Here is a 13,431-nt window from a genome sequence, read left to right as displayed (position 1 = left end):
CACCCGCTACGATCGGTGCCCAACCGCCTTCTTCTCCGCCGTCGCCCTCGCTGCCACCATCATCTTCTGGCTTTGATCAACGAGTCCTGACCCTAAGTAGACTTTTAAGGATCCTTTACGGGGGTCTCCGGGCATGTTTCGGTCGAGCCCGCGGCGTTCTCGTCCACCCCATATCCTTTCCCGACAACATCCAGCTACCCGCCACCGCTCACCGACATTAGCACTTCGGCAGCGGAGGCTGTCGGTTCAGAACGCCGGATTCGAGGGATCGAGGAGCTGGCATTGTCCGTAGAAGGCGCCGACCTTGCCATCCATCGTGATCGAGCCGGCGAGTCTGTCGATCCGGAGCCTGGGGCTGTTGGTCAGGTTGACGTCGATGTTGCCGGTGATCTCGTCGTTTTTCACCTTCAGGTTCTTGACGCCCACCCATCCATTCCGATTGTTGTTGAAGAACGGCAGGAACCGGCGCGGAAGTCGCACGCGCCCCTTTCGCCCGGAGATCGAGACGTCCATCTGCTCCGAGAAGTCCTTCCTGCTGGTCATCGTGCCCACCTCGACCGAACCGGCCCCTCCGGATAAGCCTGCGACCTTGCTTCCGGTTGCCCGCACGGAGCCACCGTGGTTGGTAACCGTGCGCTCGCCGGAACCTCGGCACGCGAGATAGATGTTGGGCTTGCCTTCCGCCCCCTGCGCGTCGACCGGCAGCGGCGAGAGAATCAGGAACAACATCGCCGCCGCTGGAATGGTCATTGAATAGCTCCTTCGCTGGATGACGTCGCCACGTTCCGCTCGCCGCAGTAGGCCGGGTCCGCGCACTCCGCAATGGAGGCGGGAGGTTTGGCAGCGACCATAAAAACCACCGCGCGCGGAACCCAACCGACCAAGTTGGAATAAGGACACCGATCAGTATCCAATACGATCGCTCCTGTCCAGTTTTTTCATAGGCGAAGTCTGAATGCGTCACCTCCTGATTGCCGCCATGGTTTCCACGATCGCCATCCCCGCGGTGGCTCAGAGCGGGTATTCCGTGTCCAACGCGCCCGACGGTGCCGTGACGACGGCCGTGTTCGGCGTCGTCCCCGTCAGCAGGGTGGCTGCGGCCGACTACGTCACGATGAGCGCGGATGCGCTCAACTACAGGATCGCAGCTGAGCGCCTCTCTTCGCAGCGGCAGGCGTCGATCGACCTCCTGCGCAAGGCCCCGCGTGCATCGTTCGACACGCTCTACCTCCAGCAGGTGTCGGACACCGCGCCTGCCATGTGGGCGCAGAACAAGGGCTACGCGCAGGACGGCACGGATCCAACTCTCCGGCAGGTCGCCACGGCCTATGTCCCTGTGATCGAGCATCGCTATCAGGGGGCAAGGGACTCATGCCAGCTACCTTCTCGCGCTCCAGTCCGCTTCAGCCGGACCGGAGCCCTTCCGAGCAGGCGGTTCGCGGCAACGTAGCGTTGATGGGGAAGCGGCGGACGGGATGAGGGGATTCGGCCCACCGTCCTTCCGCAATGTTGAAGTTGACGTCGGGTCAGGTGAGGGGTGCCGAGCAGACCAAGTCGGGCACGAACGCTCGTCAGAAAAACTCTAAAGACGCGCCGCCTAGACGTTCAAGGCATCACCCGGCAATGCTGTGCGGCGATGTCAGGCACTTGGTAGTGTAAGTGCCCTCAATCAGATCTTCTGGATCAGACAACGATGTTGGGGCTGATCGATGGTCGTTTGCACGCAGGGTCGTTCGCGACTGAAAGTGCCTCGCGATCGCTATGCGTAAACTTACGTCACCCGCTGAGCGGTGCGACGGATATCGTCTCGGCATTTGTCAGCGCTGAGCGACGATCGAGCATATCGAAGTGATGTGCAACGCCTCGCAAGTTGCGTGTCGACCACCGCGATGGATGATCACCACCTATGGTGGTTGAACGTCATGTCAAGCGAGGCTGACAAACCTGGCCCATGGATGATCGCTCACGAGAGAAAGGAATGCCATCCAGCGAAATTCGAAGTACTGCTCCGGATCATCATCGCCGAAGATGGCCTTCATATCGGTACCAATTCTCGTGCGGCCTTGTATGCTGGTGATAAGGTCGAAGAGAAGAAGCGAGAAGCGGCGCGGGTTTCCCGGTCTTGCGAGACCTAAGTCTTGCGCCTGACGGATTAGTTCGCATGCACGTTCCAGCACGTGGTCGTGCCACTTGAGGAATTGCTGGTTGATATCCTCATTGGATGAGGATTCGAACACCATGAAGTTAATGAATATGGAAGCTCTTGGAGTGCATAGGTAGTCAAAGAGAGCTTTAATCCACGCTCGCAGTTGAACGATGGGGTTTTGGCTTGCTTCAATGCTAACCGGATCGGATCGTTCCAATAGACGATCGATCTCGCATTTTACAGCTGCCAGTATAAGGCCGTTCTTGTTCTTGTGATGGCGATAGACGGTTCTCTTGGTGACCGCAATTTTGTCGGCGAGCTGATCAACCGAAAAACCTTCCGATCCCGAGGAGGCAACCATGCTCAGGGTCTCGTCTAGGATTTTCTGCTGCAGCGCGGCGGCCTCATCCAGCGTCGGACGCCCCGTTCGGCGTGCAGGCGTATCCGCGATCAACTTTTAGCTCCTTTTGCACGGCATCTTACATCGATGCCGCCTCAAGCTGCATAGTCCAACCCCGCTCCTGCTGCACCATCGAACATCGCGCCGGCATAGGTACGTGAGCCTGCGCGGAATCCTTCTTGCAAACAAACCCTAGTGGTGTACTTAAATGGTCCGTCGGCGTCTGATCCCGGCGCGCGGACCATCGGCGATCGGGGTTAATGTCATGTCTTTTGACGTTCGACGGCCCAATCAGGGCTCGGCCCGATGCATTTCATGCAGTGAGCGTTGGATCTGTCCGGAATGAGGGCGGCGCATAGTGCGTCCGTGCTGCGGCCTGCGGGTGTGGTGGCGGCCGCGAACCGTGACATCCTTCTCAACGCGCTAGCCGTGATGATCGTGGTGGCTGTGCCCACCATCATCGCGGCGATCATCGTCGCGTGGTGGTTCCGAGCTGGCAACGCGAAGGCCACGCGGAACGAAGGTTTCGTCTATTCGGGGCGGGTCGAGCTGGTTGTCTGGTCGATACCGCTGCTCGTCATCCTGTTCCTGGGCGGCATCATCTGGATCGGCTCTCACCGGCTAGACCCAAGCCGTCCCGTGCAGGCGTCCCCGGGCATCCGGCCCCTGACGGTCGAGGTCGTCTCGCTCGACTGGCGCTGGCTGTTCATCTACCCGGAGCAGGGTATCGCCACCGTCAATCGGCTGGTCGTGCCCGTCGGGCGGCCGCTGCGGTTCAGGCTGACCTCCGCAAGCGTGATGAACGCGTTCTTCGTGCCCCGGCTCGGCAGCATGATCTATGCGATGAACGGCATGGCGACGGAGCTGAATCTGCTCGCCGCGAAGCCCGGCCGGTATGCTGGCATGTCCGCTCACTACAGCGGCGAAGGATTCTCCGACATGCGTTTCATCACCCATGCGGTGCCTCAGCGGGCGTTCGATCTTTGGGCGGAGCAGGTGGCGCGATCGGCCACACCGTCGCTCGGCGCAGGCAATTACGCGATCCTGCGGCGTCAGAGCCGCGATCGCGGGGAATATGTCTTCCGCTCCGCGCAGCCCGGCCTGTTCGACGCGATCGTCGCCCAGCGGCTCGCCCCGGCGGGCGGACCGCCCGCCGTCCGGTCCGCGACCGATGCGGAGGAGAAGTGATGCTGGGGCGGCTCGACTGGAGCGCGATCCCCCTCCACGAACCCCTGCCCCTGGCAGCGGCGGGAGGCGTCGGCCTGGCGGTCGCGGCATCTCTGTTCTGGATCACGAAGCGGGGTCATTGGGGCTATCTGTGGCGCGAGTGGATCACCAGCGTCGACCATAAGCGCATCGGCGTACTCTATTGCATTCTGGCGCTTCTGATGCTGATCCGCGGTCTTGTCGATGCCGTGATGATGCGCACGCATCAGGCTGTCGCGGTCGGAGACGCGCAGGGCTACCTTCCACCCGATCACTACGACCAGATCTTCTCCGCGCACGGGACGATCATGATCTTCTTCGGTGCGATGCCTTTCATCGTGGGGCTGATGAACTTCGCGGTGCCGCTGCAGATCGGCGCGCGCGACGTGGCCTTTCCGACGCTCAACGCGGCGAGCTTCTGGCTGACGGCGTCCGGCGCGCTGCTGGTGAACGTCAGTCTGGTGATCGGCGAGTTCGCCCGCACCGGCTGGCTGCCCTACGCCCCGCTCAGCGAGACGAGCTATTCTCCTGGGGTCGGCGTCGATTATTATCTCTGGGCGATCCAGATCGCCGGTGTCGGCACGCTTCTGAGCGGCGTCAATCTCGTGACCACCATCGTCAAGCTGCGCGCGCCCGGCATGACCATGTTGCGCCTGCCAATGTTCTGCTGGACGTCTTTGGGCGCGAACCTGCTGATCGTCGCCGCGTTTCCGATTCTGACCGCGACTGTCACGATGCTGACGTTCGACCGCTATCTCGGTTTCCACTTCTTCACCAACGAAGCCGGCGGCAACCCGATGATGTTCGTCAACATGATCTGGGCTTGGGGTCATCCGGAGGTCTACATCCTGATCCTTCCCGCGTTCGGCATCTTCTCGGAAATTTTTTCCACCTTCTCGGGCAAGCCGCTGTTCGGATACCGCTCGATGGTGGCGGCGACCATGTTCATCGTCGTCGTGTCCTTCACCGTCTGGCTGCACCACTTCTTTACGATGGGAGCGGGTGCCGACGTCAACGCCGCCTTCGGCATCGCCACGTCGATCATCGCGGTGGGTACCGGCGTCAAGATCTTCAACTGGATCTTCACCATGTACGGCGGCAGCGTGCGCTTCGAGACGCCGATGCTGTGGAGCATGGCCTTCCTGATCACGTTCGTGGTCGGAGGAATGACGGGGGTGTTGCTGGCGGTGCCGCCCGCTGACTTCGTGCTTCACAATTCGATGTTCCTGGTGGCGCACTTCCACAACGTCATCGTCGGAGGTGTCGTCTTCGGCGTCATCGCAGGCTACACTTACTGGTTCCCCAAGGCGTTCGGCTTTCGACTGGATGAGCGCTGGGGGAAGATCGCCTTCTGGTTCCACATGATCGGCTTCACCGCTGTGTTCGTGCCGATGTACTGGCTGGGGCTAGAGGGCATGACCCGGCGGCTTCAGCACGTCTACGATGCCGGTTGGACGCCGTTCCTTTACGTCATGGCGGCTGGCGTGCTCGCCAGCGTGGCCGGCACGGCGGCGCTGATCATGCAGTTGGCGGTTTCGATCCGCGATCGTCGCGACGAGCGGCTGCGCGATGATCTTGGTGATCCTTGGGATGGACGCACGCTGGAATGGGGACTGCCGTCGCCTCCTCCCTTCTTCAACTTCGCGCAGCTGCCCGACGTATCCGGTGAGGAAGCCTATTGGAGCATCAAGCGGAAGGCGATCGAACAGGGCGAACTGCCCGAGGAACCGGATTATGACATGATCGAGATGCCGCGGCCGACGCCGACCGGGATCTTCGTCGCCTTCTTCTCCACTCTGATCGGTTTCGCCTGCATCTGGCACATCTGGTGGCTGGTGATGGTGAGCGGTGCTGGCGTCTACCTGGCATTCGTGGGCTATGCCTGGCGCGACGTGCACGAACGCGACGTGTCAGTGGATGAAGTCCGGCGCGCCGACCAGGCCGCGCGCGCGCCCCGCGCCGCGGCGCTTGCGCGACTTGTGAAGGAGGGGCGGACATGAGCGCGGTACCCACGCCGCGTCGTTCGGAATGGGCCGGACCACCGGCCAAGGATATCGTCACCGCCTACGGCTTCTGGATGTTCCTGATCGGCGACGTTATCATGTTCGCGTCGTTCTTCGCGGGCTATGCGGTGCTCGCTGGCGGCAGGGCGGGCGGCCCGGGGCCTGCGGACATTATCGAGCTCCCGAACGTCGCCGTGCAGACGCTGTGTCTGCTGACCTCCACGCTGACCTGCGCACTGGCCGGTGTGATGGCGGAACGTCGTCGCATGGCATGGACGCAGTTATGGCTGCTGGCCACCGGCTTGCTCGGCGTGATTTTTCTGGCGCTTGAGATCCGCGAGTTCAGTCACCTGATCGAGAGGGGGGCGACGCCCCAGCGCAGCGCCTTCCTGTCGGGCTTCTTCATGCTGGTCGGCTGCCACGGCGTGCACGTTGTTGCCGGAATTTTGTGGTTGGGCACGATGATGGCTCAGGTCGCCGTGCGCGGTCCCAAGGCTTACGTCCAGCGGCGGTTGTCCGCCTTCATGCTCTACTGGCACGCGCTCGATATCGTCTGGGTCGGGTTGTTCTCCATCGTCTACATCTGGGGAAGCATCACATGAGTGGGACGACGGAGCCCGGTGCGCTCGCCTTGGAGGAACCCGCCGAGCGGAACGGCAGGGAGGATCGGGGCAGGGGCATCGCTGCATATCTGATCGGTTTTGGAATCGCACTGCTGCTGACGGCCGCCTCGTTCGCGGTCGTCATGACCGACCTTGTCTGGGGTCCGGCGGTACCGGCCGCCATCGTCACGCTGGCGGTGGCACAAATGGGCGTCCACCTGGTGTTCTTCCTGCACCTCACGTCCGGCCCGGACAATAGCTCGAACGCGGTGACGGTGGCGTTCGGGACCTTCGTATGCCTGCTGGTGGTGTTCGGTTCGGTATGGATCATGACCCACCTGTCACATGCCGGGCCGCCGCATGCGACGGCCGCCGGCATGTAGGCCGACCCGTCTCCTCATTCCAACTATTCGACGGAACTTTGGTGACCATGAACGATCAAGACGACGGCAAGCGAGACGACGAACATCGCGACGAACACTCCCGTAACGAGGAGGCGAGTAGGCACGACGGCGGCGAGGATGATGCCGAGAAGAGGTCGGGCGACGGGAAGAAGGACTCCAATGATGATGGCGATGAGGGCAAGGAGTCCGACAAGCCGTCGCTGCTGTCGCGCACCTGGTTCAGGATACTACTGGGCGCGATAGTCGTTCTTCTCATAGTGGGCGGTGTGATTTACTACGTAAACTACCGCAACTACGGTCAATTCCAGCAGAGCACCAACAACGCCTATCTGGAGGCGGACGACGTGACGATCAGCCCGAAGGTGTCGGGCTACGTGATGCGCGTGCTGGTCGCCGACAACCAGGCGGTGCGCGCCGGCCAGCCGCTGGTCGAGATTGACCCGCGTCAGTCGCAGGCGGATGTGGCCCAGGCCGAGGCGCAGGTCGCGGTCTCCTACGCGCAGGCGCGCTCGGCCGAGGCGCAGATCCGCCAGCAACGCGCACAGATCGCCCAGGCAGATGCGGATCTCGCCGCCGCGCGCGACCAGCTCGCGCATGCGCAGCGCGAGGTCGATCGCTACACCCCGCTCGCGCAGACCGGCGCATCGGCACCCGAACGGCTGTCGCAGCTTGTCGGCCAGCGCGATCAGGCGGCCGATACGGTGCGCTCGAAACGGGCGGCGGTGGTTGCCCAGCAGCGGCGCATCGGACAGTTGCAGGCATCGGTCGATCAGGCGCTGGCCCAGGCGGAAGCTTCCAAAGCGCAGGTGCGTTCGGTTGCGGTGGACCTCGGTTCCACGGTGCTGCGCGCACCGATCGATGGCATCGTCGGCAACAAGAACGTCCGCGTCGGGCGCTACGTCCAAGCCGGCACCGAACTGATGACGGTGGTGCCGCTGACCGCACTGTACCTCCAGGCGAACTTCAAAGAAACGCAGATCACGTTGATGCGTCCGGGCCAGCCCGCCACGCTCCACGTCGATGCCCTACCGGGAGCCGAAATCCCTGGTGTGGTGGAAAGCGTATCTCCGGCGACCGGCGCACGCTTCTCGCTGCTGCCGCCGGAGAATGCGACGGGCAATTTTACCAAGATCGTCCAGCGCGTGCCGGTCCGCATCCGTGTCCAGGCGGGCAGGGAGGCGCGGCGGGTGCTGCTGTCCGGACTGTCCGTCGAGGTTTCAGTGGATACGCGCGGCGCGCAGAACTTCACGCACCAGGTCGAGGATGAGGCGGAGCGGCAGAAGCAGGTGATCGATCACCGCAAGGAAATGATCGAACGCCAGGTCAAGGCGAACGACTGATGGCTGACGGCGCGAAGTTGGGTGGCGGTCGGGGGGATGCGTCCGCCTGGCTCGCGGTGATGGCGGGGACGATCGGGGCGCTGATGGCGACGCTCGACATCTCGATCGTCAACGCCGCGCTGCCGACCATTCAGGGTGAGGTCGGTGCCAGCGGATCGGAGGGCACCTGGATCGCCACCGCCTATTTGGTGGCGGAGATCGTCGCGATCCCGCTGACCGGCTGGCTGGAACGCCTGTTCGGCCTCCGGCTGCTGCTGGTGATCGCCAACATCGCCTTTGTCGGCTTCTCGGTCCTGGGCGGCATCTCCACGACGCTGCCGATGCTGATCGCCGCGCGCGTGGGTCAGGGCTTCTTCGGAGGCATGTTGATCCCTACCGCAATGACGATCATCGCCACTCGTCTGCCGCCCGATAAGCAGCCGATCGGCACCGCTATGTTCGGCGCGACGGCGGTGCTGGGACCTGTGGCCGGGCCGCTCCTTGGTGGCTGGCTGACCGAAACCTATACCTGGCACTATGCCTTCTTCATCAACCTGCCGATTGGCGTGTTGTCGCTGGCGCTACTGACGATCGGCCTGCCTGCCAGCAAGAAGAGGTTCGATTTGCTAAGGCAGGCGGACTGGCTGGGCATCGCGGGGCTGGCCATGGGCCTTGGTGGTCTCACGGTGGTACTGGAGGACGGGCAACGCGAACTCTGGTTCGAATCGCCGATGATTCGCAGCCTCGCCGGCGTGTCGGCGGTTGGGTTCGTTCTGCTGTTCCTCGGTCAGCTTCTTTCGGAAAAGCCTGTCATCAAGCTGGCCCTGCTGCTCGACCGAAGCTTTGCGGCCGTCTTCGCGGGCGCGCTGGCGGTGGGCGCCATACTGTTCGGCATCAGCTACCTCATCCCGCAATATCTATCGAGCGTGGCCGGATACAACGCGTTCCAGGCGGGGCAGATCGTGCTCATAAATGGCGTGCCGATGTTGTTGTTGATGCCGCTTCTACCCCTCCTCATCAAAACGGTTGACGTACGAATCGCCGTCGGCGCGGGCATGCTCATCATGGGTGCCGGCTGTTTCGTCGATACGAATCTCAACCCCGATTCTGCAGGCGAGGCCTTTTACATCGGACAGATCACGCGCGGCTTCGGGCAGATGCTGGCGCTTCTATTCCTGAACCAGGCGGCGGTTAGTTCGGTGTCGGCCGATGATGCGAGTGACGCGTCGGGACTGTTCAATGCCGCTCGCAATCTTGGCGGGTCGTTCGCGCTCGCCATGGTGACGATCATGCAGGAGAAGCGGACCTTCCTGCACGAGCGACGCTTGGAGGAGACCCTGTCTAGGACGTCGGAGCGAGTGCAAGACTATATCCGCGCAGGCACGGCAGGGCGGTCCGACATGGCCGACGCTATGACGCGCACGCTGCGGGTTCTGAGCCAGCAGATTACCCAGCAGGCCACCGTGATGACCTACAACGACCTGTTTTTCATCTTCGCCGTCCTCACCTGCGTGCTGGCACCCGTGTGCCTGCTGCTGAGGCCCCTCGACACCAGTAAACCGATGGCCGCACACTGATGCTTTTACTCAACAACATGATCCGAGGCGCGTCGGCTCTGGCGTCGGCAGCGATGCTCGCCGGCTGCATGGTAGGACCGAACTATGCGGGACCGCCGACAGTGGCGACCGGAGCGGAAGGCGGCGCGCCCTTTAGCCGGATCGGAAATCTGCCGACGCAGCCGCTTGCGGCGGACGCCGCCTGGTGGCAGGCGTTCGGTGATCCCATGCTCGACCGCCTGATCGACCAGGCACTCAAGACGAGCCCCAGCATCGCGATTGCGGAAGCGCGGCTGCGTCGCTCGCGCGCCATGGTGCGCCAGAACGAGGCCAATCTGCTGCCGTCTGCCGGGGTTTCGGCCAGCTATCTCAGGTATCGCCTGCCACTTTCGGGCATAGGCGATATCGGCCAGGCGATCGGCAACAACGGTGGCACCCCGGGGCAAGCCGCTTCCCTGCCCGACGACGCCAGCGGCGGCCTCTGGTCGGCTGGCTTCGACGCCACTTGGGAGATCGACCTGTTCGGCGGCCGCCGGCGTCAGCGCGACGCATCCCGCGCGCAGGCCGAGGCGGCGGAAGCGCAACTCGCCGACGCGCAGGTCAGTCTCGCCGCGGAGGTCTCGCAGGCCTATATCGACCTTCGCGACCATCAGCAGAGCCTGATCCTGTCGCAGCGCTCCAGCGTTCTCGAGCAACGCTCGCTGGCCTTGACCGAGCAGCAGTTTCGCCAGGGCGCGGCATCGAGAGAGGATGTCGAACGGCTGCGGACGCAGTACACGCAGACCAAGTCGCAGGAAACGCGGATCTCCGCACAGGTCGAGCAGTCGCTCAACCGGCTGGCGGTGCTGATCGGTCGCGAACCGGGCTTCGTCGACGCCGATCTTGCCAAGCCCGCGCCGGTGCCCATCGTGCCCGCGCGCGTGCCGGTGGACGATCCCGCCGCGATGCTGCGTCGCCGTCCCGATATCCGTGCCGCGGAGCGCCAGATCGCGGCCAAGTCCGCGCAAATCGGCGTCAGCACCGCGCAGCTTTTCCCCACCGTGTCGCTGCTGGGATTGATCGGCCTTGGAGGTCCGTCGCTGGGAGACCTCAGCTTCGACAACTATACCGCGGTCGGCTCGCCTATGCTGCGCTGGAACTTCCTCAACTTCGGGCGGGTCCGCGCGCAGATTCGTCAGGCCGAGGCCGGGCGTGATGAGGCGCTGGCGCAGTATCAGCAGAGCGTTCTCCAAGCCTTGCAGGACGCGGAGGACTCGCTGGCGCAGTTCCGTGGCCAGCGTGGCGCCCTGCAATCACGGATCGAGGGGGCGCGTGCCGCCACAATCGCGGCCGAAATGGTCCGGCAGCGTCAGACGCGCGGGGCCGCGAGCCTGATCGACCTGCTCGACAGCGAGCGCCAGCGGGTCAGCGCGGAGCAGCAGCTGGCACAGGCATATGCTCAGTTGGCGAGCGGTTATGTCGCCATAGCCAAGAGCATGGGCCTGGGTTGGCGCCTGCCGGCGGCCGCTGGAACGCCGAGCGCCGCATCGGCGGGCGGGGCTCGGTAGAGCCTGATACGCCGCGCTTGTCCATTCCATAGGATCTTTGCACCATGCCCGCCGGCGACATCTTCGATATCATGAATTTCAAGTTGCGACCCGATCCCACGCGCACGGTGATCCGGCCCTTCGTGCCCGGCGATCCGGATGGCGTGAGCAAGTCTCGATCTCGCCCGCAACGCATCGCCGACCGCATCGCAGCCATACCTAGTGACAAGGTCGAGCGGTTCAGATCGCTGTTGGCCCAGCCATTGGCCGAGCGTATCGAGGAACCCGAACTGCACCTGGCGCAGCATTACGAACGGTTGCGGACGCGGCATGGGCTCGCGCCGATGGATCCCGCGCGAGCCATCGTTGCGGGTGCGTTTTTCAGCCAGGAGTATGCGTTCGAGTCGGCGGCGCTTTTCAATCCCAGTTTGGTGCTGCATCCCGATCAGACTGGTCTGGAGCCTCGCGAGGTGCGACTGATCATGTCGCTGCGTGGCATCGGGGAAGGGCACATATCGTCCGCGACGTTCCGGATCCTGCGGTGGAAGCCCGGGGGCGAGCCTGTCCTGGAGGCGGTGAATGCCCGCGCGGTGATGCCGACGATCGAATGCGAGGCGGATGACATCGTCACATTCTCATGGCCCGGCGACATGTCGCCTTCCGATGCCGTCCTCTTTCCTGTCCTACCCAGCCAAAGGCAGGGGATCGAGGACCTTCGGATGGTCACGTTCACGGACGACGACGGATCGTCGCGTCTGTTCGCCACCTATACCGCCTTCAGCGGCAGCCACGCCCGCTCAGAGATGCTGGAGATGACGAAACATACCAGCTTCACCTTACGTCCGCTGACCGGGCGATGCGCGCAGAACAAGGGCATGGCCCTCTTCCCCCGCAAAATCGACGGTCGTTTCGCCATGTTGGGACGGCTCGACAACGAGAATCTGTATTTCATGCAATCGGACGATCCCTACCACTGGGACGCCGCGGACCTTCTGATCGAACCGGAACACGATTGGGAGATCATCCAGATCGGCAATTGCGGTTCGCCGATCGAGATCGACCAGGGCTGGCTGGTGCTGACGCACGGCGTCGGCATGGTGCGCAGCTACGCCATTGGCGCGGTGCTGCTGGACAGGGACAATCCAAGCCGCGTGCTGGCGCGAACGGCCGAACCGATCCTGAGCCCTCGAGCAGACGAGCGCGGTGGCTACGTTCCCAACGTCGTCTACAGCTGCGGCGGTATCGTCCACGATCGGACGCTGATGCTGCCCTATGCGGTGGCCGACCAGTACACGGCATTCGCGACGGCGTCACTCGATAAGGTGCTCGCAGCCATGTCCTGACACGGACGTCGAGCCTCCTTTGTCATGCCCGGATGCGGCAGACCGTTGGAACAACGACGCGATCTGGCCGTATTTAAGTCACTTAGTACACTTAAAGGTGTACTAAGTGACTTAATGCCCGGTTACACAAGGAGCGTCCCGGCGGTGTCTACGAAATCAAGCGCGAGCCCTGCATCGGTGACGGGAACCCTCGACAGCGTGGAGTTCGAGAGGAACTTCCGAGCGGTGCAGCCGACCCTCAGGAAATACGCCAACTCGCTAGCTCGGGACCAGGACGTGGCGCAGGATCTAGTGCAGGAGGTGGCGCTGAGGGCTTGGGCTGCCCGCGAGAGGTTCGAGATCGGCACCAACTTCAATGCGTGGTGCTACCGCATCCTGCGGAACTGCTTCCTCACCCAAGTCCGTCGTCAGAAGGTCGCCCGCACGGAGAGCCGTGGGTATGATCTGCCGGAGGTTCCGGTCGCACCGGATCAGGAGGTTGCGCTCGAATTGCAGGAAGTGGTTCGGAACTGGGGACGACTGACAATTGATCAGCAGCGATCGCTAGCCCTCGTGGGGATGGAGGGCCACAGCTATGAGGCCGCTGCCGCGATCGACGAGGTGCCGCTCGGGACGATGAAGAGCCGGGTCACGCGCGCCCGGTATACCCTCATCGCGCTGTTGAATGGTGAACTCCGCCCCACCGATGAGGGGGCGATCCCGCATGAATGTGATGTCCAGCAGTCGCTGGACGCCGCGTCGACGGAAGTCCCGCCCGTGACTGCGGATGCGACCGATCGGGCTCAAGTGGAGCTTCTTCGGGCGTGGCGGGAACGCCGGCGCACGGCTGCCCTGGCGATCGCGGCCTGAGCAAGGGTCGCCTTGGCCCATCTTACCTCCTCGTTCCAAGGCGGGGACCAGCCGGGGAGCTGTTCGATCGGCTCCAG

The 13,431-nt window shown here is 63.3% G+C and carries 12 protein-coding genes; 10 read left to right on the top strand and 2 right to left on the bottom strand.

The window, feature by feature from the left end:
- Positions 1–246: 246 nt before the first annotated feature.
- Complete coding sequence (locus tag GGR45_RS11245) at positions 247–750, bottom strand: hypothetical protein (protein ID WP_175312444.1); 504 nt, start codon at positions 748–750, stop codon at positions 247–249.
- Positions 751–955: 205 nt separating this feature from the next.
- On the opposite strand from GGR45_RS11245, the gene GGR45_RS11240 reads away from it, so the two are divergent.
- On the top strand, positions 956–1,450 hold the full coding sequence (locus tag GGR45_RS11240) for a DUF4142 domain-containing protein (protein WP_175312445.1): 495 nt from the start codon (positions 956–958) through the stop codon (positions 1,448–1,450).
- A gap of 475 nt (positions 1,451–1,925) precedes the next feature.
- Here the strand turns inward: GGR45_RS11240 and GGR45_RS11235 are convergent, their stop codons facing one another.
- Positions 1,926–2,600, bottom strand: a complete 675-nt coding sequence (locus tag GGR45_RS11235) for a TetR/AcrR family transcriptional regulator (RefSeq protein ID WP_175312446.1) — start codon at positions 2,598–2,600, stop codon at positions 1,926–1,928.
- Positions 2,601–2,912: 312 nt separating this feature from the next.
- Here GGR45_RS11235 and cyoA point away from each other — a divergent pair, with 312 nt between their 5' ends.
- From cyoA to GGR45_RS11190, 9 genes are read left to right on the top strand one after another with little or no spacing between them, the layout of a single operon-like run.
- The gene (cyoA, locus tag GGR45_RS11230) at positions 2,913–3,734 is read left to right on the top strand and encodes a ubiquinol oxidase subunit II (RefSeq protein ID WP_343051172.1); all 822 of its coding nucleotides are present in this window, start codon (positions 2,913–2,915) and stop codon (positions 3,732–3,734) included.
- The gene (locus GGR45_RS11225; protein ID WP_175312448.1) at positions 3,734–5,752 is read left to right on the top strand and encodes a cbb3-type cytochrome c oxidase subunit I; all 2,019 of its coding nucleotides are present in this window, start codon (positions 3,734–3,736) and stop codon (positions 5,750–5,752) included. Before cyoA ends, GGR45_RS11225 begins: the two co-directional genes overlap by 1 nt.
- On the top strand, positions 5,749–6,357 hold the full coding sequence (locus GGR45_RS11220) for a cytochrome c oxidase subunit 3 (RefSeq protein WP_175312449.1): 609 nt from the start codon (positions 5,749–5,751) through the stop codon (positions 6,355–6,357). Before GGR45_RS11225 ends, GGR45_RS11220 begins: the two co-directional genes overlap by 4 nt.
- Complete coding sequence (gene cyoD / locus GGR45_RS11215; RefSeq protein WP_175312450.1) at positions 6,354–6,740, top strand: cytochrome o ubiquinol oxidase subunit IV; 387 nt, start codon at positions 6,354–6,356, stop codon at positions 6,738–6,740. The genes GGR45_RS11220 and cyoD overlap by 4 nt, the downstream gene beginning before the upstream one ends.
- A 47-nt stretch (positions 6,741–6,787) precedes the next feature.
- Positions 6,788–8,101, top strand: coding sequence for an HlyD family secretion protein (locus GGR45_RS11210; protein WP_175312451.1), 1,314 nt, complete (start codon positions 6,788–6,790; stop codon positions 8,099–8,101).
- The gene (locus GGR45_RS11205; protein WP_175312452.1) at positions 8,101–9,657 is read left to right on the top strand and encodes a DHA2 family efflux MFS transporter permease subunit; all 1,557 of its coding nucleotides are present in this window, start codon (positions 8,101–8,103) and stop codon (positions 9,655–9,657) included. Before GGR45_RS11210 ends, GGR45_RS11205 begins: the two co-directional genes overlap by 1 nt.
- On the top strand, positions 9,657–11,183 hold the full coding sequence (locus GGR45_RS11200) for an efflux transporter outer membrane subunit (protein WP_246358172.1): 1,527 nt from the start codon (positions 9,657–9,659) through the stop codon (positions 11,181–11,183). Before GGR45_RS11205 ends, GGR45_RS11200 begins: the two co-directional genes overlap by 1 nt.
- A 44-nt stretch (positions 11,184–11,227) precedes the next feature.
- Positions 11,228–12,505: a glycoside hydrolase family 130 protein gene (locus GGR45_RS11195; protein ID WP_175312453.1), complete on the top strand. Its 1,278-nt coding sequence runs from the start codon at positions 11,228–11,230 to the stop codon at positions 12,503–12,505.
- Positions 12,506–12,529: 24 nt separating this feature from the next.
- Entirely contained in the window at positions 12,530–13,354 is an 825-nt protein-coding gene (locus GGR45_RS11190) for a sigma-70 family RNA polymerase sigma factor (RefSeq protein WP_343051171.1), read from the top strand.
- Positions 13,355–13,431: the final 77 nt, after the last annotated feature.

This window comes from Sphingomonas zeae, assembly GCF_014197135.1.
GTDB classification, from domain to species: Bacteria; Pseudomonadota; Alphaproteobacteria; order Sphingomonadales; family Sphingomonadaceae; genus Sphingomonas; species Sphingomonas zeae.
This window is presented reverse-complemented; position numbering and strand designations above follow the sequence as displayed.

Bases quoted from the DNA above. Each gene is read 5' to 3' on its own strand.
- GGR45_RS11190 (WP_343051171.1), top strand. From the start codon at position 12,530: ATGCCCGGATGCGGCAGACCGTTGGAACAACGACGCGATCTGGCCGTA.
- GGR45_RS11200 (WP_246358172.1), top strand. From the start codon at position 9,657: ATGCTTTTACTCAACAACATGATCCGAGGCGCGTCGGCTCTGGCGTCG.
- cyoD (WP_175312450.1), top strand. From the start codon at position 6,354: ATGAGTGGGACGACGGAGCCCGGTGCGCTCGCCTTGGAGGAACCCGCC.
- GGR45_RS11195 (WP_175312453.1), top strand. From the start codon at position 11,228: ATGCCCGCCGGCGACATCTTCGATATCATGAATTTCAAGTTGCGACCC.
- GGR45_RS11210 (WP_175312451.1), top strand. From the start codon at position 6,788: ATGAACGATCAAGACGACGGCAAGCGAGACGACGAACATCGCGACGAA.
- GGR45_RS11225 (WP_175312448.1), top strand. From the start codon at position 3,734: ATGCTGGGGCGGCTCGACTGGAGCGCGATCCCCCTCCACGAACCCCTG.
- GGR45_RS11220 (WP_175312449.1), top strand. From the start codon at position 5,749: ATGAGCGCGGTACCCACGCCGCGTCGTTCGGAATGGGCCGGACCACCG.
- GGR45_RS11205 (WP_175312452.1), top strand. From the start codon at position 8,101: ATGGCTGACGGCGCGAAGTTGGGTGGCGGTCGGGGGGATGCGTCCGCC.
- GGR45_RS11245 (WP_175312444.1), bottom strand. From the start codon at position 750: ATGACCATTCCAGCGGCGGCGATGTTGTTCCTGATTCTCTCGCCGCTG.
- GGR45_RS11240 (WP_175312445.1), top strand. From the start codon at position 956: ATGCGTCACCTCCTGATTGCCGCCATGGTTTCCACGATCGCCATCCCC.